Consider the following 23,805-nt stretch of genomic DNA (forward strand, 5'->3'; position numbering starts at 1 on the left):
CCTTGAGGTTGGCAGTCACTGAGACGATTGGACCATTCCCGCCGATGGCAAGAAAGACAACCAACCTTCAGTTTCTGCCAATCACCCCAATCACCCGTCAAGCAGAGCGAGATGCCCGTCAAGCGTGCGCCGACGCCAGATTAAGTGCGAGCGCCTGCGCTACCTCGATGCCGTCGATGGCCGCCGAATAGATCCCACCGGCATACCCCGCACCTTCGCCAGCCGGATACAGACCGTCGACGTTCATGCTCTGGTAATCGTCTTTGCGTCGAACCCGGATCGGTGACGAAGTGCGCGTCTCGACGCCGGTGAGCACGGCATCGTGCATCGCGAAGCCGGCAATCTTTTTATCGATCTGCGGCAGCGCTTCACGGATCGCTTCGATGACGTAGTCGGGGAGCGCCGTGCTGAGATCAGTGGGATGCACACCTGGCTTGTACGACGGCACCACGGAGCCTAGCGACATCGACGGCCGGCCAGCGATAAAGTCGCCGACCAGTTGACCGGGTGCGTTGTAGTTGCTGCCACCGAGTTCGAATGCCCGCTCTTCCCATTTGCGCTGGAACGCGATGCCTGCCATCGGACCGCCCGGATAGTCATCCGGTGTGATGCCGACGACGATGCCCGCATTCGCGTTGCGCTCGGCCCGCGAATACTGGCTCATGCCATTGGTAACCACGCGGCCGGGTTCCGAAGTTGCCGCGACCACTGTGCCGCCAGGGCACATACAAAAGCTGTAGACGGCCCGCCCGTTACTGCAGTGATGAACCACCTTGTAATCGGCCGCACCGAGCAGCTTGTGGCCCGCAAACGTGCCGAAACGGCTGCGATCGATCAGCCCCTGCGGATGTTCAATACGAAAACCCAGCGAAAACGGCTTGGCTTCGATATACACACCACGATCGTGCAGCATCTGGAAGGTATCGCGCGCGCTGTGGCCCACAGCCAGGACGACGTGGTCGCAGCGCAGCGTTTCGCCATTCGAGAGTTTGAGCGAGCGCACCTTGCCCTGATCGATTTCAATGTCGTCGACCCGGGTTTCGAAGCGCACTTCGCCACCCAGTTCGTGAATCGTCGCGCGCATCTTTTCCACCATGCTGACAAGGCGGAACGTGCCGATGTGCGGCCGGCTCAGATACAGGATGTCTTCCGGTGCTCCGGCTTTAACGAATTCTTCGAGCACCTTGCGGCCGTAGTGGTTCGGGTCCTTGATCTGGCTGTATAGCTTGCCATCGGAAAACGTTCCAGCGCCGCCTTCGCCGAACTGCACGTTCGATTCAGGGTTGAGTACGCCCTTGCGCCACAGGCCGAAGGTGTCTTTGGTGCGCTCGCGCACGGCCTTGCCACGTTCGAGGATGATCGGACGGAAGCCCATCTGCGCGAGGATCAGTCCTGCAAACAGACCGCACGGCCCCATCCCGATGACCACCGGACGCTGGCGATCCGTGTGTCCGGATGCCTGCGCGACGAAGCGGTACGTCATGTCAGGCGTCACCGCGCAGTGCGGTTTGCCGACGATCCGCTTGAGCGCAGCCGCTTCGTCCTTGACTTCGACGTCGACGATATAGGTCAGCTTGATATCGGAGCGCTTGCGCGCATCGTGCGCACGGCGGAATACCGTGTAGCGGACGAGGCCGTCTGCCGCCACGCCGAGCTCCACGAGGCGCGCGCGAACCGCGGCGTCCAGATCGGCTTCAGCATGGTCCAGAGGGAGTTTGACTTCGCTTAAACGTAGCATGTGTATTGGGGGCGATCACCGCGGGAGTCGCGGCAAAACCGTATTTTATAGGTTCGGCGGGTTTTCGAATGGAAAGCGGTCGCACGCCACAGCGCACAGGCTTCAGCGGCGCCCCGAGTTACATCAAGAATAAATTCAATCTATCGATTCATAAGAAAACAAAATTATTTTTATACGCGCGAGCTTCGTATAGTCCGGTCAGTCGATTGCGGCGCCTGGCCGTCACATCGTCCTGTCGTCACAGCGCGTTACTTCACTTCCACTGCCCCGGGCCACGATGAAACTCCGCAAGCTCACTCCGCTGGCAATGTTCAGCACGCTCGCCGCCACCGCTGCGGCGCCGGCCTGTGCGCAAAGCAGCGTGACGCTTTATGGCCTGATTTCCGCGGGCGTGGGCTTCGCGTCCAACCAGGGCGGCAAGAACGCGTGGCAGGCGCTGAGCGGCACCAACCAGAACCCGCGCTGGGGGTTAAAAGGCAAGGAAGACCTGGGCGGCGGACTGAGCGCGATCTTCCAGCTCGAGAACGGCTTCAACGTAATGTCAGGCACGGCCTCGCAGAACGGCCGCGAATTTGGTCGCCAGGCCTTCGTCGGGCTCTCGGACAAACACTACGGCACACTGACTTTCGGTCGTCAGTACGACACCATTCACGACTACATCGGACCGGTCATCATCGCCAGCAACGGGGTGAACATCGGCGACAACGACAACGGCTATAACGACATCCGCGTCCAGAACTCGGTGAAGTACGTGAGCGCCACCTATCGCGGCCTGAAGGTGACTGCGCAATATGGCTTCAGCAATGCGGTGGGTTTTAGCAACAACAACGCGTACAGCTTCGGCGTCGGCTACGAGAACGGTCCGCTGCGCTGGAGTGCCGTCTACGCGCAGTACAACCATCCGTACAGCAGCACGAATCAGGACGGCGCGATCTCCAACGACTATGCCTCGTCGCTGCTGATCTTCGACAAGAGCGCGACGAACCCGTCGGTGTTCGCGAGCAAACAACGCATCCTCGGCACCGGCGGCTTCTATACGATCGGCCGCGCGCAGTTCGCGGCGCTGTTCACCGACGTCCACTACGACTACCTCGACAACTCGCACCTGCATCTGCAGAACTACGGTGTGAACGTCGTGTACACGCTGACGCCGGCGCTGTTTCTCGGTGCCGCGTACGGCTATACCGCCGGCAAGTACGACGTGATCGACACGCATCCGAAGTGGCATCAGGTCAATCTGCAGGCAGACTACTTCCTGTCGAAGCGCACCGATGTCGCGTTGACGGTGATCGGGCAACTCGCCGCCGGTGACGCGAAATACGCGCAGATCTTCGCTTACGCCCGCTCGACCAGTACGCGCCAGGTGATCGCGACGGTCGGCATCCGCCACCTGTTCTGACTATGAGCGATACTGACGACTTCCCGCGCCGTGCGTTTCTCAAAGGCTCGCTTGCGCTTGCCGCCGGTGCACTGCTCTCCACTACTGCATTGGCCGCCACCATGAACTCCACTCCACGCCGCACGGTCATCATCGATACCGATCCGGGTCAGGACGACGCGATTGCGATTCTCTTCGCGCTCGGCGCAAGCGACCGGCTCGACGTACGTGCGCTCACGGCCGTGGCCGGCAACGTGCCGCTCGACCTGACCGAACGCAATGCGCGCATCATCCGCGACTGGGCTGGCCGCACGACGACGCTGCCGGTGTACGCCGGTTGTCCGCGGCCGCTGCTGCGCGAGCTGGTTACCGCTGCCAATGTGCACGGCAAGACGGGCCTCGAAGGCGTCACGCTGCACGAGCCGCTTGCCCCGCTCGCACCCGGGCACGCGGTGAACTTTCTGATCGACACATTGCGCGCGGCTGCGCCGCATAGCGTCACGATCTGCGCACTCGGCCCGCTGACCAACCTCGCCACCGCGCTCACCGAAGCACCCGACATCCGCGATCATCTGAGCGACATCGTGCTGATGGGCGGCGCGTTCTTCGAGCGCGGCAACATCACGCCGGCCGCGGAATTCAACGTCTATGTCGATCCGCAGGCGGCGCAGATCGTCTTCTCGAGCGGTGTGCCGATTGTCGTGCTGCCGCGCGATGTGGCGGTCAAGGCGCCGATCACGCCCGCGCGGATCGCCCCGTTCCGCGCGCTCGGTACGCGTTGCGGCACCGTGGTCGCGGACATCATGACCGCGGAAGTGGCGTATCAAAAGGCGCGCCACGGCGTCGAAGAAGCACCGATGTACGACCCCACCGCCACCGGTTATCTGATCGATCCGACGCTCTTCAAGGGCAGGCAGGTCAACGTGGAGATCGAGACGACCGGCGAATGGACGCTGGGCGAAACCGTCGTCGACTGGAGCGGGCACAGCGGCCGCGCGCCGAACGCGCTGTGGATCAACGAAGTCGATGCGGATGGTTTCTATGCGGCGCTACGCGCGAGGATCGCCAGTCTGCCCTGAGCGCGCGTGTCAGATATGCGCGGCGATCCACTCGCGGCAGCCGCGCACATGCGGGCCGCGATCCTCGCCCGCCAGAGAAATCAGCGCTATCGCACGCGCGACATGCGGCCGGTTGAGCCGCACCGCCACCAGTTCAGGGTCGTGCAGATGCGTCGTGTAAAGGCTCGGCAATACCGCGATCGCGAGACCGTTGCGCACCAGCGCGTAGAGCGGCTCGGTGTATTCCATCCGGTAGCTCACGGTGAGCCGCAGGTTTTCTGCACCGCCGGTGCGTTGCAGTGCCTCGCTGACACTGCCGCGCACAAACACCGCGAGATCGCGCCCGACGAGTTTCGCCCACGCGACTGCCTTGTGCTTCGCAAGCGGGTCGTCGCGCCGGACCACCACGACGATCTGGTCTTCGAACAGATCGTCGTACCGTAGTACCGGGTCGTCGGCACCTGGCTCGTGCACACCGATGCCGAGGTCGACGACGCCCTCGCGCACCGCATCGATCAGTGCGGTGTTCGGCAGGTCGGTCAATGTGAAGCGCAGGGTTCGGGCACGCGTGCCGAATGCGGTCAGCGCCGGCAGCAGACGGCCGGCCACCGAAGGAATCAGCCCGATGCGCACCGTTTGCACGCGGTCAGCGAAGGTGCGCGCCATATCGTCGAAGGTACCGCGCGCCTGGTTGAGCAGACGTTCGGCAAGCGGCAGCACGCTGGCACCGGCAGCGGTCAGCGTCAGACGGTGTGCGGACCGCGCGAACAGCGGACCGCCGAGCAGGAATTCGATCTGCCGGATCGCGGCAGTCAGCGCGGGTTGCGTCAGCGAAAGCGACTGCGCGGCCTGGGTAAAACTGCGCGCATGCGCAAGCACGACGAAGTACTGGACTTGCCGCAGCGTCAGGGCCGGCAACAGAGACGAACGGTCGGACATGAGGCCTGCGCAGTCGGGACAGAATGCGTTGGAGTATAGAACGCGTCAAAGTACGGGATACAGGACAAATTAAATGCTGAACAAGGACTCGCCGATGTCATCGTCTGGCGCGATGTCTCACCGGAGCGGTAGCTCATGGCTCGAGCGGCGCTTCGCACTTGCTGCGCGCAACACGACCGTACGCACCGAAGTGCTCGCTGGCATCACGTCGTTTCTCGCAGCCGCTTATCTGCTCGTCGTGATTCCTTCGTTGCTGGCAACGGGCGGCATGGAACGCGGTGCGACGACGACGGCGACGATCATCGTGTTCGTGCTGGGTACCGTGCTGATGGGGCTCTACACGAACCTGCCGTTTATCGTGGGGCCGGGGATCGGTGGATCGGTCGTGCTGGGTGTGACGCTCGCCGCCACCGAACACGTCGCATGGCAGACCGGCCTCGGCATTGCGTTCATTTCGGGCGTGCTGTTTCTCGTCCTGACGCTGGCCGGCGCGCGCAGCCTGGTGGTCCGGCTGATTCCCGCGCAGATCAAGCTTGGGCTCGGCGCATCGATCGGTCTCTTCATTGCGTTGCTCGGCTTTCGCAACGCGGGCATGGTGATCGCCAACGCGAAGACCAACGCGCTCGCGCTCGGCGACTTCACACGGCCCGGCACGCTCGTCGCGCTTGCGGGTCTCGCCGCCGCGGTCGTGCTGCAAGGGCGCCGCGTGCCCGGAGCGATCCTGTGGGCCATCCTGATCGCGGCCGCTGTGGGCATTCCACTCGGCGTCACGCATCTGCCCGCAGCGCCGATGGCATGGCCGCATAGCATCGCGCCGGTCGCGTTCAAACTCGACATCGCCAGCGCGCTCACCGTGTCGGCGATTCCGTACCTGTTCGTATTCTTTGCGTCGGAGTTCTTTTCCACGCTCGGCACGACGCTCGCGGTCGGCGCCAAGGCGCAGCTGCTCGATGAACACGCGAACCTGCCCAACATCAACCGGCCGTTTCTCGTCGATTCGATTGCTGCAACGCTCGGCCCAGTGCTCGGCATTCCGGCGTTGACTGCGCTGGTGGAATCGGCGGCGGGCGTCGAAGCGGGCGGGCGCAGCGGGTTGTCGTCGCTGGCGGCGGCCGCGATGTTCGCACTGATGCTGCTGTTCGTCCCCGTTGCACTCGCCATTCCCAAGGAAGCGACCGCGCCCGCGCTGATCCTGATCGGCCTGTCGATGTTCGGCACGATCCGCCACACGCATTTCGACGACTTCACCGATGCGCTGCCCGTGCTTTCGATGGTGCTGCTCACGCTGATGTCGAACAGTTTCGGCACCGGCATCGCCGGCGGACTGCTCTGCTACGTCCTCGTGAAGCTGCTGGCTGGACGTTTTCGCGAGGTACCGTGGGGGCTCGTCGTACTCGCCGTGCCGCTCGGTTACTACTTCTGGACCGTTGTCAAACCGCATTGACTCAACGTACCGTAACTGTTTTCCACTTTGGCATGACCCGCACTACCAAGCACCACATCGACATGAACGAGACCCTGGGTAACGTGCCCGCATCGCGCAGCGGCGTCGCTATCACGCCCGCACACCGGCACTTCTTTCGCGCGCTGCCGAAGGCCGAACTGCACTGCCATCTGCTCGGCGCCGTGCGGCACGACACCTTCGTCGCGCTGGCCGAACGGACCGGCGCGCCGATCGCGCGCAGCGAAATCGACGCGTTCTATACACGCGGCGAAAAACCGGTCGGTGTATTGCGCGTGTTGCGCGCCCTCGACGAATACCTGCTCACGCGCGCCGACGACCTGCACCGGATCGCCTACGAGTATCTGCAGGACGCAGCCGCGCAGAACGTACGGCATAGCGAGTTCTTCTGGAATCCGACCGGCACTGTGCGCGTCTCGAAGATCGCCTATGCCGATGCGCAGGCCGCGATCGTCACGGCCATCCGCGACGCCGCACGCGATTTTCGTATCAGCGCACGGCTCATTCCGAGTATCGATCGCGAAGCGGACCCCGATGAAGCTGTCCAGGTTGTCGCGTGGATGAAAGCGCATCGGGCCGACGAAGTCGCGGGACTCGGCATCGACTACCGCGAGAACGATCGTCCGCCGGAACTGTTCTGGGAAGCGTATCGCGACGCGCGCGCGGCGGGATTCAAAACCACCGCGCACGCGGGCGAATTCGGCATGCCCGCCCGCAACGTGGAAACCGCGGTCGACCTGCTGCAATGCGACCGCATCGATCATGGCTACACGATCGTTGACGACCCAGCACTCGCCGCACGCTGCGCCGAACGCGGCATTGTATTCACCGTGGTGCCGACCAACTCCTATTACCTGCGCACACTGCCGCCCGAACAATGGGCCGAGCTGCATCCGCTGCGCCGCATGGCCGGCCTTGGCCTGAAAATCCATCCGAATACCGACGACCCGACCTTGCACAAGGTCGACCCGGCCGGTGCCTGGCAACTGATGTTCGATCATTTCGGCTTCGGTGTCGCGGATCTGCGGCAGTTTATGTTCAACGGGATCGATGGCGCGTGGGTCGACGAATCGCAGCGCGCGCAGTGGCGGACTGCCTGGGCGGCGGAGTTCGACGCGCTGGCTGCAGCGTTGCCGTGAATCTGTAGAGGGCCTTCACCGAACCCATCGGTGCAGCCGCATCGCGGCATGCGGCACGACGCCGCCCGGGTCCCCGGTCTGCTTGCGGCAACACACCGGGGCCTGGAACCCACACTGGGCACGTCCCGATAGGCCACGGCGCGATACCATGCCGTAACGGCCCCGCACGGGCCTCCCCCACCTCAACAGTTTTTTCCCGCCGCCCACAATATTCCCGCTCGCGAATCGTCTTCAGCCCCATGGAACCGCCGCGCACCCAGGACCCGATGGTCGAACGAGATAGCGAGATCACCGCCACGGTGGTGCGCGAGCGGGCGCGGCTCGGCAATTTCATCCGGCAGCGCGTGCGCGATCCGGGCGACGCCGAAGACATCCTGCAAGACGTCTTTTTCGAGTTCGTAGAGGCGTACCGGCTGCCCGCGCCAATCGAACAGGCCAGCGCGTGGCTGTTTCATGTCGCGCGCAATCGCATCATCGATCGTTTTCGCAAGAAGAAGGAGCTACCGATCGCCGATATGGCGGGCGGCTCCGACAGCGACGACGACAGCGAATACCGCCTCGATCTCGCGCTGCCGTCGCAGGATGCCGGGCCCGAAGCCGTCTACGCGCGCTCGGTGCTGCTAAAAGCGCTGCAGAACGCGCTCGACGAACTGCCGCCCGAACAGCGCGAAGTCTTCGTTGCGCACGAACTCGATGGACAAAGTTTCAAGGAACTGGCGGCCGCTAGCGGCGTCGGCGTGAATACGTTGCTGGCCCGCAAGCGCTACGCGGTATTGCATCTGCGCAAGCGTTTGCAGACGGTGTATGACGAACTGGAAATTTGAAGGAGCAGGTCGATGAAATTCAGACTGAGATGTTTTGCCAAGGCGCTGGTGGTGCTGATCGGCATCGCGGTGCTGGGATGGATGGTGATGCTGCTATGGAACTGGGTGGTCCCCGCGCTGTTCGTTAGCGGCCGGATCATCGACTTCCCGCATGCGTTGGGGCTGCTGGTGCTGAGCCGCATCCTGTTCGGCGGATTCCGCGGGCACGGTGGTTGGGGCGGTCGGCGGCACTGGCGTCGTTGGGAGAAGATGACGCCGGAAGAACGCGAGAAATTCCGTCAGGGCATGCTGTCCGGTCGCAACGATACGCCGCGAGATCCGACATGAGCACCGCATCCGCTGCTGTCTGCAAGCAACCGGCGGGTGTCATCGTCCCCGTCGTCAACCTGAAACGCTGCGAAGGCAAAGGCGATTGTGCCGAGGTCTGCCCGGAGGACGTCTTCGTCATCCGCCGCATCGATACGGCGGACTACGAGGCGCTCGGCGCGATGAACCGATTCAAGCTGCGTGTACACGGTATGAAAGTCGCGTACACGCCGAACGCCGATGCCTGCCGCTCATGCGGCCTGTGCGTCACCGCGTGTCCCGAGCGCGCCATCACGCTGGCGCGGATGAAGTGATCCAGTCCGGACCTCAGAACGATGCGCACGCATCGGTGAGCACCAGCCCGACCGACTCCTGGTGGAACTGGTTGATATAGGCGCTGCGCACTTCCGATATATGGTCGAGCGTGCCCTGCGTGCCGCTCGCCACGATCTGGATCACGAAGCTGTCTTCCTTCGTGACGTGGTTCTTGTCCTTATCGAGCCATTGCCCCTGGGTTCTCCAGGTGGTGAAGCCATCCGGAAAGCGCGGCGTCACGACATCGGCGAGAAACTGGCGAACCTCCTTGTCGGTAACCGGCCGACGTCCCTTCACATTGCGGCCGAACAGCAGTTCGGCGGAAATTTCCTGCACGCCGTTGACCCTCGGGCAAAGTTGCGCCGCCGAGACCGGGTCGGACGCGCCGACCGGCGCTGCGGCCGCATTCGTGGTCTGGGTGTCCGCGCCTGCGGCGCTGGCTGCGCCGGCCTGGCTGCCGCCCAGCTGGCAGGCGGAGAGCGCCGAGAGCGTGGCGAGCGACAGTGATGCGACCAGCATCTTGATCCGGAGAGTCTGCATGTTGCTCCCTGTTTTCATATAGGTGATAGATAAACCAGACGAGCGCCACCCGGATAAATTTGAAACATCGACTGGCGGGCTGCGTGGGTGGCCTGGGTGGCGATCTGCGCACACCCCGACGATAATCACGCCTTCGACGTTTCTGCCTTTATTCGCCATGACGACTACTGCCGCTTTTGTGCCGTTCGCGCCGTTCGCTTCGCTCGCGCAAACCTTGATTCAACACGTGAAGGACAATGACGGCGACGGCTCGCACGATGTTTCGCATCTGCAGCGCGTCTGGAAGAACGCAGCCACGATACAGGCCGGAGAAGGCGGCGATGCGGAAATCCTGCTGGCGTCGACAGTACTGCACGACTGCGTTGCCGTCGAGAAAAATTCGCCGTTGCGCGCGCAGGCCTCGCGACTCTCCGCGGAAAAGGCGACACGCGTGCTGAGCGCGCTGGGCTGGCCCGAGCAGAAGGTACGCGCGGTCGCGCATGCGGTCGAGGCGCACAGCTATTCGGCGGGTATTGCACCGGTCTCGCTCGAAGCGAAGATTGTGCAGGATGCGGACCGGCTTGATGCAATTGGCATGCTCGGCGCCGCGCGTTGCTTCTATGTGGCTGGGCGAATGGGTAGTGCGCTGTATGACTTCAACGATCCGCACGCACAGGCACGGCCTTACGACGACGCGCGCTACGCGATCGACCACTTTCATACGAAGCTTTTTAAACTCGCGTTGGGATTTCAGACGGCGACTGGAGCGCGTCTTGCTGCGGTCAGGCAGGAGCGGCTTAAACGGTTTCTTGAAGAGTTTGCTGAAGAGATTTAAGGTGTTTGAACCCGTTTGAACCCAGCAGCTACCGGGTTCCAAACGTAGCTTGACTGGATCGCGAAGCAGTCTGGCATTTGCCTACACACAGGAGCAAAGGAATGGCCGCTACCACAGAGCGAAATGACGATGAACGGGACATCGACGTACTGATCGAGCACGTGAATACCTCCACCAGGAAGGCGAACGACGCGCTGGACGATGCGCTGTCGTTCGTCGCCGAGTCGAACGAGCGAATTGCCGCGGTAAACGAAGAGAAGCGCGAATAGGCCCTTGCAGACAAGGTGTACCGCGCGCTCCGAATCACCACCACCTCTACGGTAACTCCCCGTAAGCACCCCATCACAGCGGCACCGCAAGCCAGTAAGTGGCGAGTAAGTCGACCGCCCCTACAGTCGGTCGCGTCGACGACTCCGGAGCTTCACTGTGAACAGATCCATTCGCCACGCGCAGCCTTTGCTGCTCGCCGCCGCTTCTCTCTGGCTATACGCCGCGCCGGCCATGGCCGACGGGCCTGACGCGTCGGTGGAAACCTCGCCCTCAGTCGTCACCGACGACGACTCCGGCTTCACCCTCCTCAACAACGCCACCAACGTCACGCACTGGGGACTCGGCGCCGGCACCGGCTACCGCCAGCAGCCCTACACCGGCGACGGCGCGAAATTCACGCCGATTCCGCTCTTCTACTTCGACGACAAATGGGTGCATGCGCTCGGCACGACACTCGACCTGAAGATCGGCAAGTGGGCCGGCGTTGCCTTCAGTCTGCGCGGCAAATACGCGCTCGGCGACGGCTACGACGGATCGGATGCGCCGATCCTGAACGGCATGCAGGATCGCAAGGGCGCGTTCTGGTACGGCCCGGCGTTCTCGTGGCAGAGCACCTACGGCACGCTAACTGGCGACTTCCTGACGAGCGCGAACAAAGGGCAACAGGCGCATATCGAATTCGGCAAGTCGTTCCAGTACGGCAAGCTCGGAATCGAGCCACACGTCGGAGCCGAATGGTTGAGCCACACGTACGTCGATTACTATTACGGCGTTCGCGCATCGGAAGCGCAGCCCGGCCGGCCCGCCTACACCGGCACGTCGACCGTCGATGTCTCGCTCGGCGCCCGCTTCAACTACAGTTTCACCAAGCATCAGTCAGCCACCGTCGATATCGGTGTCGCACGTCTGGGCGGTGGTATCACGGACAGTCCGCTTGTCGACAGGAAGTTCATTCCGCAGGCGACCGTCGGCTATCTCTACCGATTCAACTAAGCCGATTCAACTGAGCCGGTTCAATTGAGCAAAGCGCCATGTCGCGAGTCGCCCTGATCGAAGACCACGAACGCCTCGCCGCGATGGTGCGCGATGCGCTATCGGGGGCGGGCATCGAGGCCGATCTGTTTCGCAGTCTCTCCGAAGCCGAGTACGGCGTGAACCTCGCGCACTACGCGGTGCTGATCGTCGATCGCGGTCTGCCCGACGGCGACGGACTGGCGTTACTGCGCTCGCGGCGCGCGGCCGGCGACATGACGCCCGCGTTGATGCTGACGGCGCGCGACGCGCTGCACGACCGCATCGACGGTCTGGAAAGCGGCGCCGACGACTATCTGACCAAACCGTTCGCGATGAGCGAACTCGTTGCACGTGTACGCACGCTGATGCGCCGACCGCCGGCCTTGACCGAGCTGGTGGTGTCGTTCGCCGACGTGACGATCGACCCCGCACAACGCATGCTTCGTTGCGGCGCCGATTCAGTCCTGCTCGCGCCGGCCGAACTGCAGATCATGCTCTGTCTGATCCATGCCGCGGGGCGCACGGTCAGGCACGGCGTACTCGAACACGCAGCCTGGGGTCTCGGCGAAGCGGTCACGCCGAACGCACTCGAAGTCACGCTGCATCGTTTGCGCAAGAAACTGACGACACTCGGCGCGCTGACCCGTCTCGTCAACGTGCGTGGCACAGGATTCGCACTGCATGCCGGCGCCGAAGCCTGACGCCACGAATGCGCCGCCAACCCGCACGGACGACCGGTCCGCGCGGCCGCTTGCCGGTCCGGCTATCGTCGTGATGCTGCACCGCTGGGTGCACAGCCTGTCGGCGCGACTGTGGATCACAAGCGTCGTTGCACTAGCCGTGTGCCTGAGCCTGCTCGCCGCGCTCGTTCTGTACGCAGTGAATAATTTTCCGCAACAGGTGATCGGCCAGCACGGGCAGCTCGAAGCCGTGCGGCACCTTGCGGACGGACTCGTCTTCGATGCGGCGGGCCGCCCCGTGTCCGTGCAGCTCACCGATCCACCCGCGTGGATGTTCGAATCGCTGCCAACCGAAGTGAAGTACCGCGTGACCGATACGCACGGTACCGTGTTGCTCGCGTCGCCCGACGCGGGCGGCCCGCCGTGGCTCAACGTGCCGCGCAGCGGCCATCCGCCGACAGTCGACGAAGCGACGATCGACGGCCGCCCGTTCTACGTCGCCACCCTGCAGATCGTGCACGCAGGCACCGTATTTCGCGTGCAGACCGCAATGAGCACACGTCTGAACGCTATCAGCGTACAAGTAAAAATCAAGCCGTTCCCGCGCATCGTGAACGTGACGTTTCTCGCGGCGACGATCATCTTCGGGCTGTCGCTGACGATCACGCTGCGCCGCATACTCCGGCCGCTGCGCAAAGTATCGGATGCCGCGGCACTCATCACGCCGCGCAATCTGACGACACGCCTGTCGACACGCGACATCCCTCACGAGATCCGCCCACTGATCGACGCGTTCAACGCGGCGCTCGACCGGCTCGAAAACGGCTTTACCGTGCAACAGCAGTTTCTCGCGTCGGCTGCACACGAATTGCAGACGCCGCTCACGTTGATCCGCGGGCAGATCGAACTGCAGGGTGACATTCAGGGTAAGGAACCGCTGTTACAGGAAGTCGATCTGATAGCGCGGCAGGTGCGTCAGCTGCTGCATCTGGCGGAAGTCAGCGAAGCGCAGAACTTCAGCTTCGGCGAGATCGATCCCGCCGAAGTCGCGCAGGACGTGCTCACGTATCTGTCGCGCAAGGCCGAAGCGCTGCATGTCGGGCTGCAACTGGAAGGCGCAGCGGCCGCGCAGTCGATCTGGGCAGATCGCAGTGCGCTTTTCATCCTGCTGAAAAACGTGGTCGAGAATGCGATCAACGTATCGCCGGCTGGCAGCACCGTGCGCATGATTATCGACGGTCGCTCGATCCAGATCCGCGACGAGGGACCTGGCATCGATGACGCGCATCTGCCGTTTCTGTTCAAACGATTCTGGCGCGCGCCGGGCGCCCGGCATGACGGCGCAGGGCTGGGTCTCGCGATTTGTCGTGAGATTGCCATCGCACACGGCTGGCGGATTGCAGTCAACCGGTTGGGGACGGGCACCGGTATCGTCGTGAAGTTTTCGGACGACGCGTAAGCGCCGTCCAGGCCAATCATCAGCGGTTCCGCTTACGCAGTCTCCGCCGTAGCCCCCGCCTCTTCCAGCTCGCGCACCAACGGCAACACGCGCTTGCCGAAATACTCGACCTCTTCGATGAAGTGCAGAAAGCCACCGAGCACAAGGTCGACGCCAATCGCCTTCAGCGCGACGATCTTGCGCGCGATCTGCTCGGGTGTACCGATCAGACCGGTCTTGAAACCATCGTTGTACTGCACCAGGTCTTCGAACTTCGAGTTCGACCACATGCCCTGTGCTTCCGGCGAAGCGCTGCCCGCCTGTTTGACCGCGTGCCCAAACGCATGCACCGCTTCGGTATCCGCATGCCGGACGATATCGTGCAGCACCTGCTGCGCTTCGTCCTCGCTATCGCGCGCGATGATGAACGCGTTGACACCGAAACGCACCGTACGTCCCTGCGCGGCGGCGGCCGTACGAATCTCGTCGATCTGCGCGCGATGATTCTCAAGCGAATTGCCGTTCATGAAGTACCAGTCCGACACCGCTGCGGCCATGCGCCGCGCGGCTGCCGAATTACCGCCCTGGAACACTTCCGGATGCGGTTGCTGCAACGGCTTCGGCTTGAGCGTGTAGTTGTTGAAGCGATAGAAGTCGCCCTTGAACGTGAAGTCGTCTTCGGTCCAGACGCCCTTCACTGCGCGAATGAATTCCTCGGAGCGCCGGTAGCGTTCGTCGTGTTCGAGCCAGGGTTCGCCGATCGCGGTGAACTCGCCCTTGAACCAACCGCTCACCACGTTGATCGCGACACGGCCGCCGGTGAGTTGATCGATGGTGGCAAGCTGCTTCGCGACCACGGCCGGATGCCAGGGCCCCGGCAGAATGGCCGCGATGACCTTGAGCTTTTCGGTGGCGGCGAGCAACGCATGACTGAACGCCACCGATTCATGCTGATACTCGGCACCGTATCCCGCGGTAAAGCGGATCTGCGATAGCGCGTACTCGAAGCCGCTACGCTCGGCGGTTTGCGCGAGCCGGCGGTTGTAATCGATATCCCAGCTCGTGCGCTGTTCGATCTTGCTGACCACCAGGCCGCCGCTGACATTCGGCACCCAGTAGGCGAATTTCACTGCGCGTTCATGATCGGTTGTCATCGGGTTTCCCTGCTGGCCCGCGAACGGACCTCCTGTTGAATGAAAACGGCTGCCGTATACCGTATCGGCGCCAACAGGTGCGGGGAAACAATAAAAACTGCTATGAATAGACGCTCGATCGGATAGACGGGCACGCGCGAAGCGGCGCCCGTCAGGCTCGCTTTGAAGTCGCGAAACGCGCGACCTTACGCCTTATAGCGGGTCGGCTTGCCGTCATGCGGCCCTATCTCGCGTACCGGCCAGTCGATCCAGCGATCAGGACGTTTGGCCTCATGCGCTTCGTTCTTCGGGTAGCGGATGCGGTTTTCATCCTTAGGCGTTTCGCCGATCACCAGCAAACGGACCTCATGCTCCGTGTTGTTGAGGAAGGTATGGCAAATCCCGGTGCCGGCTGGAAACGCAACCGAATCGCCAGGCTTCAGTGCATGCAGGTGACCGTCGATCCAGACATCCGGCGTGCCTTCGAGCACATAGACGAACTCCTCTTCCGCGCTTTCCGCATGCGGGTACGAGGTACGACGTCCAGGCAACAACCTGTTGTGATGAATTCCGATGCGCGTGAGTCCGAGCGCATTGGCAAGCGGTGCGCCGATCGCCATCAGCTCGGTATCGCCCGTGTAGTGCGAGTCGTCCGCGCCCTCCAGCTCGGTCCAATGACGAATGAAACTGGGTCGTTCCATGAAGTCTCCGTGACATGTGTATGTTGTGGGGTTCCCAGGCGCACGCGATTCGTCGCGCCGGTGTGCGGCAATTCTACTGCGACGCCTGGCGTGTAGAAACGATGTTTGGCCCACGCGATTCGTAGTGCGTCGCGTCTGAATGGAATAGAGGGTCTACATCGCGACTACGAGGGCGCCACTCATGCGCCGTTGGCTGCGCTACCCGCTGCAGCCAGTTCAAAAGAGAACGCCGTGCCCGGGCCCGCGCGTTCGATCAGGCGAATCTCACTGCGATGCAACTGCAGCATGCGCTGCACGATCAGCAATCCAAGCCCACCGCCGCGATGCGCGCCGCCCGAGCTGAACGGCCGCTGAAAGAGGCCCTCGCGCAGCGCCTCGGGAATGCCCGGCCCAGTATCGCTAACCGTCACCGTCACCCTGCCCTCGCGGCTCGTGAGGGCGATATCGATCGTGCCGTCAGCGGGTGTGTGGCGGATTGCGTTGTCGAGCAGATTGGTCAGCACACGTTCGATCATGCCGAGATCGGCGCTGACGTTCGGCACGCGCAGCGGCACGTCGGCACGCAAGCGAACGTGGCGTGCCTCCGCGGGTAATTCGAACTTCTGCAGCACGTCCTGCACGAGATCGACGAGCGAGAATTCTTCGAGCGCAGGTTGCACGAAACCATATTCGAGCCGCGCGAGTTCGAACAGTGCCTGCGCGAGCGCGCCGACCTTCACGCTCTGCGCGAGCGCGATGGCCAGATAGCGCTTGCGTTCGGTTTCGCCGAGCGTGTCCGACTTCAGCGACAGCGTCTCCAGATAGCCATGCAGTGACGTGAGCGGCGTACGCAGATCGTGCGAAATGTTGGCGACCAGTTCGCGTCGCTGCTGGTCCTGGCGCGTCAGCGCGCGCCACTGTTCGCCGATGCGTTCGGCCATCTGCGCAAACGCCGCTTCGAGTACCGCGATTTCGTCGCCGCGCCCCACCGTCGATGCGCGCGGCGTCCCCGCCGATGTAACAGCAACGGGTGGCACACGCGGTTCGCCGTCCGCATCGAAGTGCCGCATTGCCTCGGTGAGCCGGCGCAACGGCCGCGTGATCAAACGAAACGCCACCAGCCCCGCAACGAGCCCAAGCAGCGCAACCAGCGCCATCGACCACAACGTCGTACGCAACACCGAACTCGCCGCGACGCGCGCCGCGAGTTCGTCGTGCGCCTCGCCGAGCAGCACGACATAGATATAACCCGCCGGTGCCTGCCCGTTCATGCGCAACGGAGCGGCGCTAAACACCTTGCGACCATCGACGCTGCGTGGATCGTCACCAAGAATCGGCAGCGTATCGCCAGCGATAAAGCGCCGCAGCGGCTCGAGATTGACCTGTTCGCGCTTCAGATGACCAGGCGGCGCATCGTCGCCCTGCACATGACCTTCGCTGTCGAGCAGATACACCTCGACGCTCGGATTCACCACCATCAGTTGACTGAACAGACGTCGCACCGCGTCGGGCCGCAGGCCGTTGTCGTCCATCAGCGGTGCGCTCTGCGCGATGTGCTGCGCGAGCCCGCGCGACAGGCCCTGGACGACCTCTTTCTCGTGCAGATCGCTGGAACGGATCTGCAGCCACGCCGACGCGCCGCAACACGCGAGCAGCAGCACCGCGAAGACAATCGACAGCCGTTGGGTAAGCGTCAGATTCACGGCGCATCCTTCGGTGTGGCATCGGGTGCGTCCTTCGCGCCTTCTTTCGGCCCAGCAGCGAGCTTGTAGCCGTGACCCCACACGGTCAGGATGCAGACCGGTTGCGCCGGGTCCGCTTCGATCTTCGCGCGCAGCCGGTTGATATGCGTGTTGACGGTATGTTCGTAGCCCTCGTGCTGATAGCCCCACACCGCGTTCAACAGATCCATGCGCGAGAACACCTTGCCCGGATGGCGCGCGAAGTAATACAGCAGGTCGAATTCGCGCGGTGTCAGTTCGATGCGCCGGCCATCGACGGCCGCTTCGCGCGCGAGCGGATCGATGGTCAGACTGCCGAGTTCGAGCGTCCCTGCATCGATGCGCAGGTCCTTCGCCAGCGCATCGACGCGCCGCAGCAACGCCTTCACGCGCGCAACCAGTTCGAGCACCGAGAACGGTTTGGCGAGGTAGTCGTCGGCGCCGAGTTCGAGACCGAGGATGCGGTGCACCTCGCTGGAACGCGCGCTCGTGATGATGATCGGCGTATAGCGCGCCATCGCGCGGGCGCGCCGGCAGATCTCGAGACCATCGACACCAGGCAGCATCAGATCGAGGATCAACGCGTCCCAGCCGCCCTGTTCGAGCAGGCGCAGGCCCTCGTTGCCGTCCGCGCTGTGGACGACCTCATAGCGTTCGTCGCGCAGGTGCAGGCTCAGCACGTCGGCAATGTCGACGTCGTCTTCGACGATCAGTACGCGCTTCGGTTGATCCATATGCGGGTTTTCGGGCGCGGTGCGAACCGCGCGGGAACAACGGGGACAGGCTGCCATTGTGCAGAAATTCGGCGCGCGGAAGTATCACATTTAATTTAACTTTCTGTGAGGACTTCGGTATCGCGCCGGGCATACGATGCCGACATCGACCCGTCGGGTCCAGCAAGGAGCGCATCATGCAAGGCAGGAGACGATTTCTGGTGTCAGGCGGCAGCGCCGCCGCAGCGCTGTTCGCCCTCACCCGCTGGCGCGGGCTGGCGGCTGCCCCCACCGCCGCCGCACCGGCGACGGAAGCCTTCACGGTGGTCCACACCGACGCCGAATGGCGCCGGGTGCTGACGCCCGCCCAGTACATGGTGCTGCGCCAGGAAGGGACCGAACGGCCCTACACCAGCCCGCTCAACGACGAACATCGCGCGGGCACGTTCGCGTGCGCGGGGTGCCGGCTCGACGCGTTCGCCTCGCGCACGAAATTCGACAGCCATACGGGCTGGCCGAGCTTCTGGGCGCCGCTCGACCATGCGGTCGCCACGCGCGAAGACCGCTCGTTCGGCATGAGCCGCAGCGAAGTGCATTGCGTGCGCTGTGGCGGCCATCTGGGCCATGTATTCGACGACGGTCCGCGGCCGACCGGCCTGCGCTACTGCATGAACGGCGTCGCGCTGACCTTTACGCCGGCCGCCACCTGAAGCCCTGACGCACACCCCAAACCCAAACCCCGAACCCCGAACGGAACCACCATGCTCCTCATCGTCCTGGCCTACCTGGGAGGCGTCCTCACCATCCTGAGTCCGTGCATCCTGCCGGTGCTGCCGTTTGTGTTTTCGCGCGCCGACCAGCCGTTCGTGCGTAGCAGCCTGCCGCTGCTCGCGGGCATGGCGCTCACGTTCGCACTCGTTGCGACGCTGGCGGCCGTGGGTGGCGGCTGGGTGACGCAGGCCAACCAGTACGGACGGTGGCTCGCCATCGTGCTGCTCGCCGTGTTCGGCCTGACGCTGCTGCTGCCGAAGTTCGCCGAGCGTCTGATGCGCCCGCTCGTGAACGCCGGCAGCCGGCTCACCGAGTTCGCTCAGGCTGACGGCAAGGCAAGCGCGGGATCGTCGTTCCTGCTCGGTATTGCGACGGGCCTGCTGTGGGCGCCCTGCGCCGGGCCGATTCTCGGCCTGCTGCTGACGGGTGCAGCATTGCGCGGCGCGAGTGTCGGTACGACGATTCTGCTGGCTGCGTATGCCGCGGGCGCGGCGACCTCGCTGGCGGTGGCGCTGCTGATCGGCGGAAAGGTGTTTGCTGCGATGAAACGCTCGCTTGGCGCGGGCGAATGGATCCGGCGCGGTATTGGTGTCGCGATGCTGGCCGGTGTCGCGGCGATTGCGCTCGGACTCGATACGGGCGTGCTGACGAGGCTGTCGACGATCGCCACAGGTGGGCTCGAACAGCGTCTGGTGGACCGGTTGTCGCCGAATGCGAATGCGGCGGGTGTGGTGGCTTCCGGCAATCCGGCGGATGGCGACGCGATGACGGCGACCAACCCGGCGATGCAGCGCACTGCCGATGCCAATGGATCGTCGGGCGCGATAATACGTGCCGCCGATCCTGCTGCGGCCTCCGAAGTACCGTTGCCTGTCGAAGGCGCGCTACCCAGCCTCACGGGCGCCGTGCAATGGCTAAACTCGCCGCCGCTCACCACCCAGGCCCTGCGCGGCAAGGTCGTGCTGGTCGATTTCTGGACCTACTCGTGCATCAACTGCCTGCGCTCGCTGCCGTACGTGAAAGCGTGGGCGCAGAAGTACCGCGACCAGGGGCTCGTCGTGATCGGCGTACACGCACCGGAGTTCGCGTTCGAACGCAATATCGGTAACGTGAAGCAGGCTACGCACGATCTCGGCGTCGACTACCCGGTCGCCATCGATAACAACTACGCAATCTGGCGCGCGTTCGGCAACCAGTACTGGCCGGCGCACTATTTCATCGATGCGCAAGGGCAGATCCGCTACCACCACTTCGGCGAAGGCGATTACGCGCATTCGGAGAAGGTCATCCAGCAACTGCTCGCGGAAGCGGGTCACACCGGTGCCGAACACGTCGCAACGGGCCTGACTGGCAATGCGCAAGGCGTACAGGCCGCAGCCGACGATGCCGACATGCAATCGCCAGAGACCTACGTTGGGTACAACCGCGCGGAGAATTTCGCATCACCGGGCGGTGAAACGAAGGATCGTCCGCATACGTATGCCGCGCCTGTGCAGCCCGCGGTGAACGACTGGGGTCTGGCCGGGACATGGAACGTCGGTGGCGAACACGCGACGCTCGATCATGCGAACGGCAGCATCGTCTACCGCTTCCACGCACGCGATCTGCATCTGGTGCTCGGTCCGGGCAAGGATGGCAAGCCGGTGCGGTTTCGCGTGAGCGTCGACGGCGCAGCACCTGGTGCGGCACATGGCACCGACACCGCCGCCGATGGCACCGGCACGGTGACCGAACAGCGCCTGTATCAACTGGTGCGGCAAACCGGCGATGTCGCCGATCACACCTTCACCATCGAGTTTCTGGACCCCGGCGTCGAAGCGTATGCGTTCACGTTCGGCTAGGTATTGCGCAGCACATTGATCACTCAAGGAGCAGCAATCGTGACCTCAACTTCTCTTAACCTCGCGCGTCGCTGGGTCCGTTCACCGGGAGCCCGTATCGCGAGTGCAATTGCTGTCGCGATCGGCGCGCTGGCCTGGCACGGCATGGCGAATTCCGTCGAGGAAGCCACGAAGATTCCAGCACCCACCGTCGACGAACAAGTCGCCGCGAAGCACAGCGAAACGGCGGTGTTCGCGGGCGGCTGTTTCTGGGGCGTACAGGGCGTGTTTCAGCACGTGCGTGGTGTAACGCAGGTGACCTCCGGCTACTCGGGCGGTGCGGCCGACACCGCACAGTACGAGACCGTCAGCGGAGGCGATACCGGACATGCGGAGTCGGTACGGATCACGTACGACCCGACGCAGATCACGTACGGCCATCTGTTGCAGATCTTCTTCTCGGTTGCGCACAATCCCACCGAACTCGACTACCAGGGCCCGGACCATGGGACGCAATATCGTTCGGCGGTGTTTGCGGTCGACGCGGACCAACGTCATGTCGCGGAGGCCTACATCGCGCAGCTGAATGCCGCGCATGCGTACGCGCAACCGGTCGTTACACGCGTCGAGGCGTTCAAGGGCTTCTACCCGGCGGAGAGCTACCACCAGAACTACCTCACATTGCATCCTGATCAACCGTATATCGCGATCAACGATCTGCCGAAGGTTGGGTATCTGAAGCAGATGTTCCCGGCGGTTTATCGTACTCAACCGGTGCTGGTCAAGACGTCGGGGTCTTAGGCGCGGCGCCCGCCGTGCTTATGGCTTCCCGTTTGTTCTTGAACAAGCTTGCGATACCCAGAAATGGGTGTCGCGTTTTTACGCGAATTTTGCAAAAAGACCGAAACCTTTTCGATGAATTGAAGCGCCATTCTCCATAAACTCTGCGAGCCTTCGGCAAACAATCAAGGAAATTCGTGGAGTATAAGAAAGTGAGAAGCAAGCTTGTTGGCGCAGCAACCTTGTCGGTCTTTGCAGTGGCGGCTCATGCGCAGAGCAGCGTCACGCTCTATGGCCTGATCGACACCGGTATCGTCTATACGAACAATCAAGGTGGCCACAACGCGTGGCAAGAACAAAGCAGCATGCTGTCGAACGAGGTATGGGGACTCAAAGGCAGTGAAGACCTCGGCGGCAATCTGCATGCAATCTTCCGGCTCGAAAACGGTTTCAACATCCAGAATGGCCGACAAACCTACGCGGGCACGATGTTCGGCCGCCAGGCCTACGTTGGTCTGCAAAGCGACCAGTACGGAACGTTGACGCTCGGTCGTCAGTACGACGCCGTGGTCGACAATCTCGGGGCGATTGCGTTAGCGAATAACGGCGATGGCAACAACCTGGCCGCGCATCCGTTCGACAACGACAATATCGACGATTCGTTCTATATCAACAACTCGGTCAAGTACGCGAGCCCGACGTACAACGGGCTACAAGCGGAAGCGCAGTATGGCTTTAGCAACGCGGCGGGCGGTTTCTCGAACAATCGCGCCTATAGCTTTGGTGTGACTTATGGCAACGGCCCGATCAATCTGGCCGCTGCCTACCTCCAGCTCAATAGCGGTGGTTTGACCGCGGGTGGCGCACTGACGGACAACGACTTTGTGAGCTTCCCTGCCGCGCGCCAGCGCGTAATGGGGGTGGGCGGAAACTACACATTCGGTCCAGCCACTGTCGGCCTGCTATGGACGCATACGCTGTTTGACCATACTCAGCCCGGCGTAAATTCCACGATCACGCAATCGTTCAACACGCTGCGCTTCGACAACTACGAAGTCAACGTGCACTATTTGCTCACGCCTTCGATTTCGCTTGCCGGTGCCTACACCTTCACCCAGGGTGCGTTTAACGCCGGCACGGGTTCGGTGGATCCGAAGTGGCATCAAGTGACGATGATGGCGGACTACCTGCTCAGCAAGCGCACGGATGTCTATGTCGAGGGCGTGTATCAACACGCGTACGGTGCTGCCGGTACCGCGTTCGAGGGCGCGTATATCAATGGTTTGTCGCAAGCCTCGACTGGTAATCAGGTTGCGGCGACTGTGGGTATTCGGACGCGGTTCTAGCATCCGCGGTACTTGCTTGAGTTAGAGACTTGCCCCGGCATCGGCGCATCACGTCGGTTACCCGACTTCGATGCGCCGATGTGTGTGTTGTCGCCCGTTTTCTGCTATTCGAGCCCGTGCTGGATAGCCCGCGCAAGGCCCGCAGGATTGTCCCAGGCCATCGAATGTCCTGCGTTTTCGACGATGGCAACAATGACGCCTGCTGCTGGCAGACGTTCGGTGTCCGGGTCGGGAAGCGAGCGGTCGCCAAAGACAACGGTTCTGGGCATCGCCATGGCATAGAGCTGTTCGCGCCAGCTGGGATCACTCCCCTCCACTAGCGACACCGCGCCTCGATGGACTGCATAGGGTGCGCTGACCAGCATCGAAGCAGCCCAGATATCGTCGCCGTCTCGCGCGGATGCGGCGATCAGTTCCGTGTGTCCTGTCTGCACATAGTCGGCTTCTGAAAGCGCCGCGATCTTTCGGCTATAGAACCCACCGCCCGGCTCCAGATTGGGTTCGCTAAGTACCAGATGCCGTACGCGCTCGCCGAGCAGGTGAGCTGCGGCGATAGCGACCGCGCCTCCCATGCTGTGGCCGAACAGATTCAGCGATGAAAGTGACAGGTGATCGGCGAGTGCCACGATTGTTTGTGCGTGGCCCTCGACGGTGTAGGCAAAATCTGCCGGGCGATCGCTAAAGCCATAGCCCAGTAAGTCAACTAGCAGCATTCGACGCCCCGCTAAAGCGTGGGCTGTTGCTACGCTCGGGTAATCGCATGACGATGCGCAACCTAGTCCATGGATGAACAGTGTTGGGGTGTCTTGTCCGGGGAGGTCGTGGTATCTGAGCGTTCCTTGGGCGCTATCTATAGCGAAGGTTTTCATTTTCGGTGTTTGCCTTTTGTCTACGCAAGTACAGCACTTGTGGCTTCTCGCAGAAAT

General features: G+C 62.8%; 24 protein-coding genes. 16 read left to right on the top strand and 8 right to left on the bottom strand.

Going from position 1 to position 23,805, the window contains the following annotated elements; translation table 11 throughout:
- Nucleotides 1-118 precede the first annotated feature (118 nt).
- Complete coding sequence (locus BWP39_RS12900) at nucleotides 119-1,738, bottom strand: NAD(P)/FAD-dependent oxidoreductase (RefSeq protein ID WP_096720698.1); 1,620 nt, start codon at nucleotides 1,736-1,738, stop codon at nucleotides 119-121.
- Between the two features lie 277 nt (nucleotides 1,739-2,015).
- Between BWP39_RS12900 and BWP39_RS12905 the strand changes: the two genes are divergently transcribed.
- Together BWP39_RS12905 and BWP39_RS12910 are read left to right on the top strand one after the other, a co-directional pair.
- Nucleotides 2,016-3,137 carry a porin gene (locus BWP39_RS12905; protein WP_096720700.1) on the top strand — a complete coding sequence of 374 codons (1,122 nt, stop codon included), beginning with the start codon at nucleotides 2,016-2,018 and terminating at the stop codon, nucleotides 3,135-3,137.
- 2 nt (nucleotides 3,138-3,139) lie between these two features.
- Nucleotides 3,140-4,195: a nucleoside hydrolase gene (locus BWP39_RS12910; RefSeq protein ID WP_096720702.1), complete on the top strand. Its 1,056-nt coding sequence runs from the start codon at nucleotides 3,140-3,142 to the stop codon at nucleotides 4,193-4,195.
- Nucleotides 4,196-4,204: 9 nt separating this feature from the next.
- Here BWP39_RS12910 and BWP39_RS12915 read toward each other — a convergent pair whose 3' ends face one another.
- Nucleotides 4,205-5,113, bottom strand: a complete 909-nt coding sequence (locus tag BWP39_RS12915; protein WP_096720704.1) for a LysR family transcriptional regulator — start codon at nucleotides 5,111-5,113, stop codon at nucleotides 4,205-4,207.
- 94 nt (nucleotides 5,114-5,207) lie between these two features.
- On the opposite strand from BWP39_RS12915, the gene BWP39_RS12920 reads away from it, so the two are divergent.
- From BWP39_RS12920 to BWP39_RS12940, 5 genes are all read left to right on the top strand, one after another.
- Complete coding sequence (locus BWP39_RS12920) at nucleotides 5,208-6,557, top strand: NCS2 family permease (protein WP_096722520.1); 1,350 nt, start codon at nucleotides 5,208-5,210, stop codon at nucleotides 6,555-6,557.
- A 62-nt stretch (nucleotides 6,558-6,619) separates the two neighbouring features.
- On the top strand, nucleotides 6,620-7,714 hold the full coding sequence (add, locus tag BWP39_RS12925; protein ID WP_096722522.1) for an adenosine deaminase: 1,095 nt from the start codon (nucleotides 6,620-6,622) through the stop codon (nucleotides 7,712-7,714).
- A gap of 239 nt (nucleotides 7,715-7,953) precedes the next feature.
- Nucleotides 7,954-8,538 (top strand): RNA polymerase sigma factor, encoded by a 585-nt coding sequence (locus tag BWP39_RS12930; RefSeq protein ID WP_207556790.1) that lies wholly within the window; start codon nucleotides 7,954-7,956, stop codon nucleotides 8,536-8,538.
- 12 nt (nucleotides 8,539-8,550) lie between these two features.
- The gene (locus tag BWP39_RS12935) at nucleotides 8,551-8,865 is read left to right on the top strand and encodes a hypothetical protein (RefSeq protein ID WP_096720706.1); all 315 of its coding nucleotides are present in this window, start codon (nucleotides 8,551-8,553) and stop codon (nucleotides 8,863-8,865) included.
- Nucleotides 8,862-9,158: a 4Fe-4S binding protein gene (locus tag BWP39_RS12940; RefSeq protein WP_096720708.1), complete on the top strand. Its 297-nt coding sequence runs from the start codon at nucleotides 8,862-8,864 to the stop codon at nucleotides 9,156-9,158. Before BWP39_RS12935 ends, BWP39_RS12940 begins: the two co-directional genes overlap by 4 nt.
- 13 nt (nucleotides 9,159-9,171) lie before the next feature.
- On the opposite strand, the gene BWP39_RS12945 is transcribed toward BWP39_RS12940, so the two are convergent.
- Nucleotides 9,172-9,699 (bottom strand): DUF3574 domain-containing protein, encoded by a 528-nt coding sequence (locus tag BWP39_RS12945; RefSeq protein ID WP_235851420.1) that lies wholly within the window; start codon nucleotides 9,697-9,699, stop codon nucleotides 9,172-9,174.
- A 157-nt stretch (nucleotides 9,700-9,856) separates the two neighbouring features.
- On the opposite strand from BWP39_RS12945, the gene BWP39_RS12950 reads away from it, so the two are divergent.
- From BWP39_RS12950 to BWP39_RS12965, 5 genes are all read left to right on the top strand, one after another.
- Nucleotides 9,857-10,513, top strand: coding sequence for an HD domain-containing protein (locus BWP39_RS12950; RefSeq protein WP_096720710.1), 657 nt, complete (start codon nucleotides 9,857-9,859; stop codon nucleotides 10,511-10,513).
- 101 nt (nucleotides 10,514-10,614) lie between these two features.
- The gene (locus BWP39_RS31960) at nucleotides 10,615-10,782 is read left to right on the top strand and encodes a hypothetical protein (RefSeq protein WP_170043853.1); all 168 of its coding nucleotides are present in this window, start codon (nucleotides 10,615-10,617) and stop codon (nucleotides 10,780-10,782) included.
- A gap of 157 nt (nucleotides 10,783-10,939) precedes the next feature.
- Nucleotides 10,940-11,776: a MipA/OmpV family protein gene (locus tag BWP39_RS12955; RefSeq protein WP_096720713.1), complete on the top strand. Its 837-nt coding sequence runs from the start codon at nucleotides 10,940-10,942 to the stop codon at nucleotides 11,774-11,776.
- Between the two features lie 38 nt (nucleotides 11,777-11,814).
- Nucleotides 11,815-12,498: a response regulator transcription factor gene (locus BWP39_RS12960; RefSeq protein WP_096720715.1), complete on the top strand. Its 684-nt coding sequence runs from the start codon at nucleotides 11,815-11,817 to the stop codon at nucleotides 12,496-12,498.
- Nucleotides 12,479-13,936 (top strand): ATP-binding protein, encoded by a 1,458-nt coding sequence (locus tag BWP39_RS12965; protein WP_207556791.1) that lies wholly within the window; start codon nucleotides 12,479-12,481, stop codon nucleotides 13,934-13,936. The genes BWP39_RS12960 and BWP39_RS12965 overlap by 20 nt, the downstream gene beginning before the upstream one ends.
- Nucleotides 13,937-13,968: 32 nt before the next feature.
- Here the strand turns inward: BWP39_RS12965 and sfnG are convergent, their stop codons facing one another.
- From sfnG to BWP39_RS12985, 4 genes are all read right to left on the bottom strand, one after another.
- Complete coding sequence (sfnG, locus tag BWP39_RS12970; protein WP_096720717.1) at nucleotides 13,969-15,069, bottom strand: dimethylsulfone monooxygenase SfnG; 1,101 nt, start codon at nucleotides 15,067-15,069, stop codon at nucleotides 13,969-13,971.
- Nucleotides 15,070-15,254: 185 nt separating this feature from the next.
- On the bottom strand, nucleotides 15,255-15,749 hold the full coding sequence (locus BWP39_RS12975; protein WP_096720719.1) for a cupin domain-containing protein: 495 nt from the start codon (nucleotides 15,747-15,749) through the stop codon (nucleotides 15,255-15,257).
- A 179-nt stretch (nucleotides 15,750-15,928) separates the two neighbouring features.
- Entirely contained in the window at nucleotides 15,929-17,431 is a 1,503-nt protein-coding gene (locus tag BWP39_RS12980; protein ID WP_096720721.1) for a sensor histidine kinase, read from the bottom strand.
- The gene (locus BWP39_RS12985; protein WP_096720723.1) at nucleotides 17,428-18,183 is read right to left on the bottom strand and encodes a response regulator transcription factor; all 756 of its coding nucleotides are present in this window, start codon (nucleotides 18,181-18,183) and stop codon (nucleotides 17,428-17,430) included. Before BWP39_RS12985 ends, BWP39_RS12980 begins: the two co-directional genes overlap by 4 nt.
- Before the next feature lie 176 nt (nucleotides 18,184-18,359).
- Here BWP39_RS12985 and msrB point away from each other — a divergent pair, with 176 nt between their 5' ends.
- The 4 genes from msrB (at nucleotide 18,360) to BWP39_RS13005 (ending at nucleotide 22,879) form a co-directional block, all read left to right on the top strand.
- The gene (msrB, locus tag BWP39_RS12990; protein WP_096720725.1) at nucleotides 18,360-18,872 is read left to right on the top strand and encodes a peptide-methionine (R)-S-oxide reductase MsrB; all 513 of its coding nucleotides are present in this window, start codon (nucleotides 18,360-18,362) and stop codon (nucleotides 18,870-18,872) included.
- A 51-nt stretch (nucleotides 18,873-18,923) separates the two neighbouring features.
- Nucleotides 18,924-20,774, top strand: a complete 1,851-nt coding sequence (locus BWP39_RS12995) for a cytochrome c biogenesis protein DipZ (RefSeq protein WP_096720727.1) — start codon at nucleotides 18,924-18,926, stop codon at nucleotides 20,772-20,774.
- A 39-nt stretch (nucleotides 20,775-20,813) separates the two neighbouring features.
- Nucleotides 20,814-21,554 carry a peptide-methionine (S)-S-oxide reductase MsrA gene (msrA, locus tag BWP39_RS13000; protein ID WP_407944791.1) on the top strand — a complete coding sequence of 247 codons (741 nt, stop codon included), beginning with the start codon at nucleotides 20,814-20,816 and terminating at the stop codon, nucleotides 21,552-21,554.
- Between the two features lie 191 nt (nucleotides 21,555-21,745).
- Complete coding sequence (locus BWP39_RS13005; RefSeq protein ID WP_096720731.1) at nucleotides 21,746-22,879, top strand: porin; 1,134 nt, start codon at nucleotides 21,746-21,748, stop codon at nucleotides 22,877-22,879.
- Nucleotides 22,880-22,983: 104 nt separating this feature from the next.
- Here the strand turns inward: BWP39_RS13005 and BWP39_RS13010 are convergent, their stop codons facing one another.
- Complete coding sequence (locus BWP39_RS13010) at nucleotides 22,984-23,748, bottom strand: alpha/beta fold hydrolase (RefSeq protein WP_096720733.1); 765 nt, start codon at nucleotides 23,746-23,748, stop codon at nucleotides 22,984-22,986.
- Nucleotides 23,749-23,805: the final 57 nt, after the last annotated feature.

It is taken from the genome of Paraburkholderia acidicola (assembly GCF_002362315.1).
Taxonomy (GTDB): Bacteria; Pseudomonadota; Gammaproteobacteria; order Burkholderiales; family Burkholderiaceae; genus Paraburkholderia; species Paraburkholderia acidicola.

What these genes read in the sequence shown, in the direction of transcription:
- BWP39_RS12900 (WP_096720698.1), bottom strand. Translation starts at nt 1,738, where the DNA reads ATGCTACGTTTAAGCGAAGTCAAACTCCCTCTGGACCATGCTGAAGCC.
- BWP39_RS12905 (WP_096720700.1), top strand. Translation starts at nt 2,016, where the DNA reads ATGAAACTCCGCAAGCTCACTCCGCTGGCAATGTTCAGCACGCTCGCC.
- BWP39_RS12910 (WP_096720702.1), top strand. Translation starts at nt 3,140, where the DNA reads ATGAGCGATACTGACGACTTCCCGCGCCGTGCGTTTCTCAAAGGCTCG.
- BWP39_RS12915 (WP_096720704.1), bottom strand. Translation starts at nt 5,113, where the DNA reads ATGTCCGACCGTTCGTCTCTGTTGCCGGCCCTGACGCTGCGGCAAGTC.
- BWP39_RS12920 (WP_096722520.1), top strand. Translation starts at nt 5,208, where the DNA reads ATGTCATCGTCTGGCGCGATGTCTCACCGGAGCGGTAGCTCATGGCTC.
- add (WP_096722522.1), top strand. Translation starts at nt 6,620, where the DNA reads ATGAACGAGACCCTGGGTAACGTGCCCGCATCGCGCAGCGGCGTCGCT.
- BWP39_RS12930 (WP_207556790.1), top strand. Translation starts at nt 7,954, where the DNA reads ATGGAACCGCCGCGCACCCAGGACCCGATGGTCGAACGAGATAGCGAG.
- BWP39_RS12935 (WP_096720706.1), top strand. Translation starts at nt 8,551, where the DNA reads ATGAAATTCAGACTGAGATGTTTTGCCAAGGCGCTGGTGGTGCTGATC.
- BWP39_RS12940 (WP_096720708.1), top strand. Translation starts at nt 8,862, where the DNA reads ATGAGCACCGCATCCGCTGCTGTCTGCAAGCAACCGGCGGGTGTCATC.
- BWP39_RS12945 (WP_235851420.1), bottom strand. Translation starts at nt 9,699, where the DNA reads ATGCAGACTCTCCGGATCAAGATGCTGGTCGCATCACTGTCGCTCGCC.
- BWP39_RS12950 (WP_096720710.1), top strand. Translation starts at nt 9,857, where the DNA reads ATGACGACTACTGCCGCTTTTGTGCCGTTCGCGCCGTTCGCTTCGCTC.
- BWP39_RS31960 (WP_170043853.1), top strand. Translation starts at nt 10,615, where the DNA reads ATGGCCGCTACCACAGAGCGAAATGACGATGAACGGGACATCGACGTA.
- BWP39_RS12960 (WP_096720715.1), top strand. Translation starts at nt 11,815, where the DNA reads ATGTCGCGAGTCGCCCTGATCGAAGACCACGAACGCCTCGCCGCGATG.
- BWP39_RS12965 (WP_207556791.1), top strand. Translation starts at nt 12,479, where the DNA reads ATGCCGGCGCCGAAGCCTGACGCCACGAATGCGCCGCCAACCCGCACG.
- sfnG (WP_096720717.1), bottom strand. Translation starts at nt 15,069, where the DNA reads ATGACAACCGATCATGAACGCGCAGTGAAATTCGCCTACTGGGTGCCG.
- BWP39_RS12975 (WP_096720719.1), bottom strand. Translation starts at nt 15,749, where the DNA reads ATGGAACGACCCAGTTTCATTCGTCATTGGACCGAGCTGGAGGGCGCG.
- BWP39_RS12985 (WP_096720723.1), bottom strand. Translation starts at nt 18,183, where the DNA reads ATGGATCAACCGAAGCGCGTACTGATCGTCGAAGACGACGTCGACATT.
- msrB (WP_096720725.1), top strand. Translation starts at nt 18,360, where the DNA reads ATGCAAGGCAGGAGACGATTTCTGGTGTCAGGCGGCAGCGCCGCCGCA.
- BWP39_RS12995 (WP_096720727.1), top strand. Translation starts at nt 18,924, where the DNA reads ATGCTCCTCATCGTCCTGGCCTACCTGGGAGGCGTCCTCACCATCCTG.
- BWP39_RS13010 (WP_096720733.1), bottom strand. Translation starts at nt 23,748, where the DNA reads ATGAAAACCTTCGCTATAGATAGCGCCCAAGGAACGCTCAGATACCAC.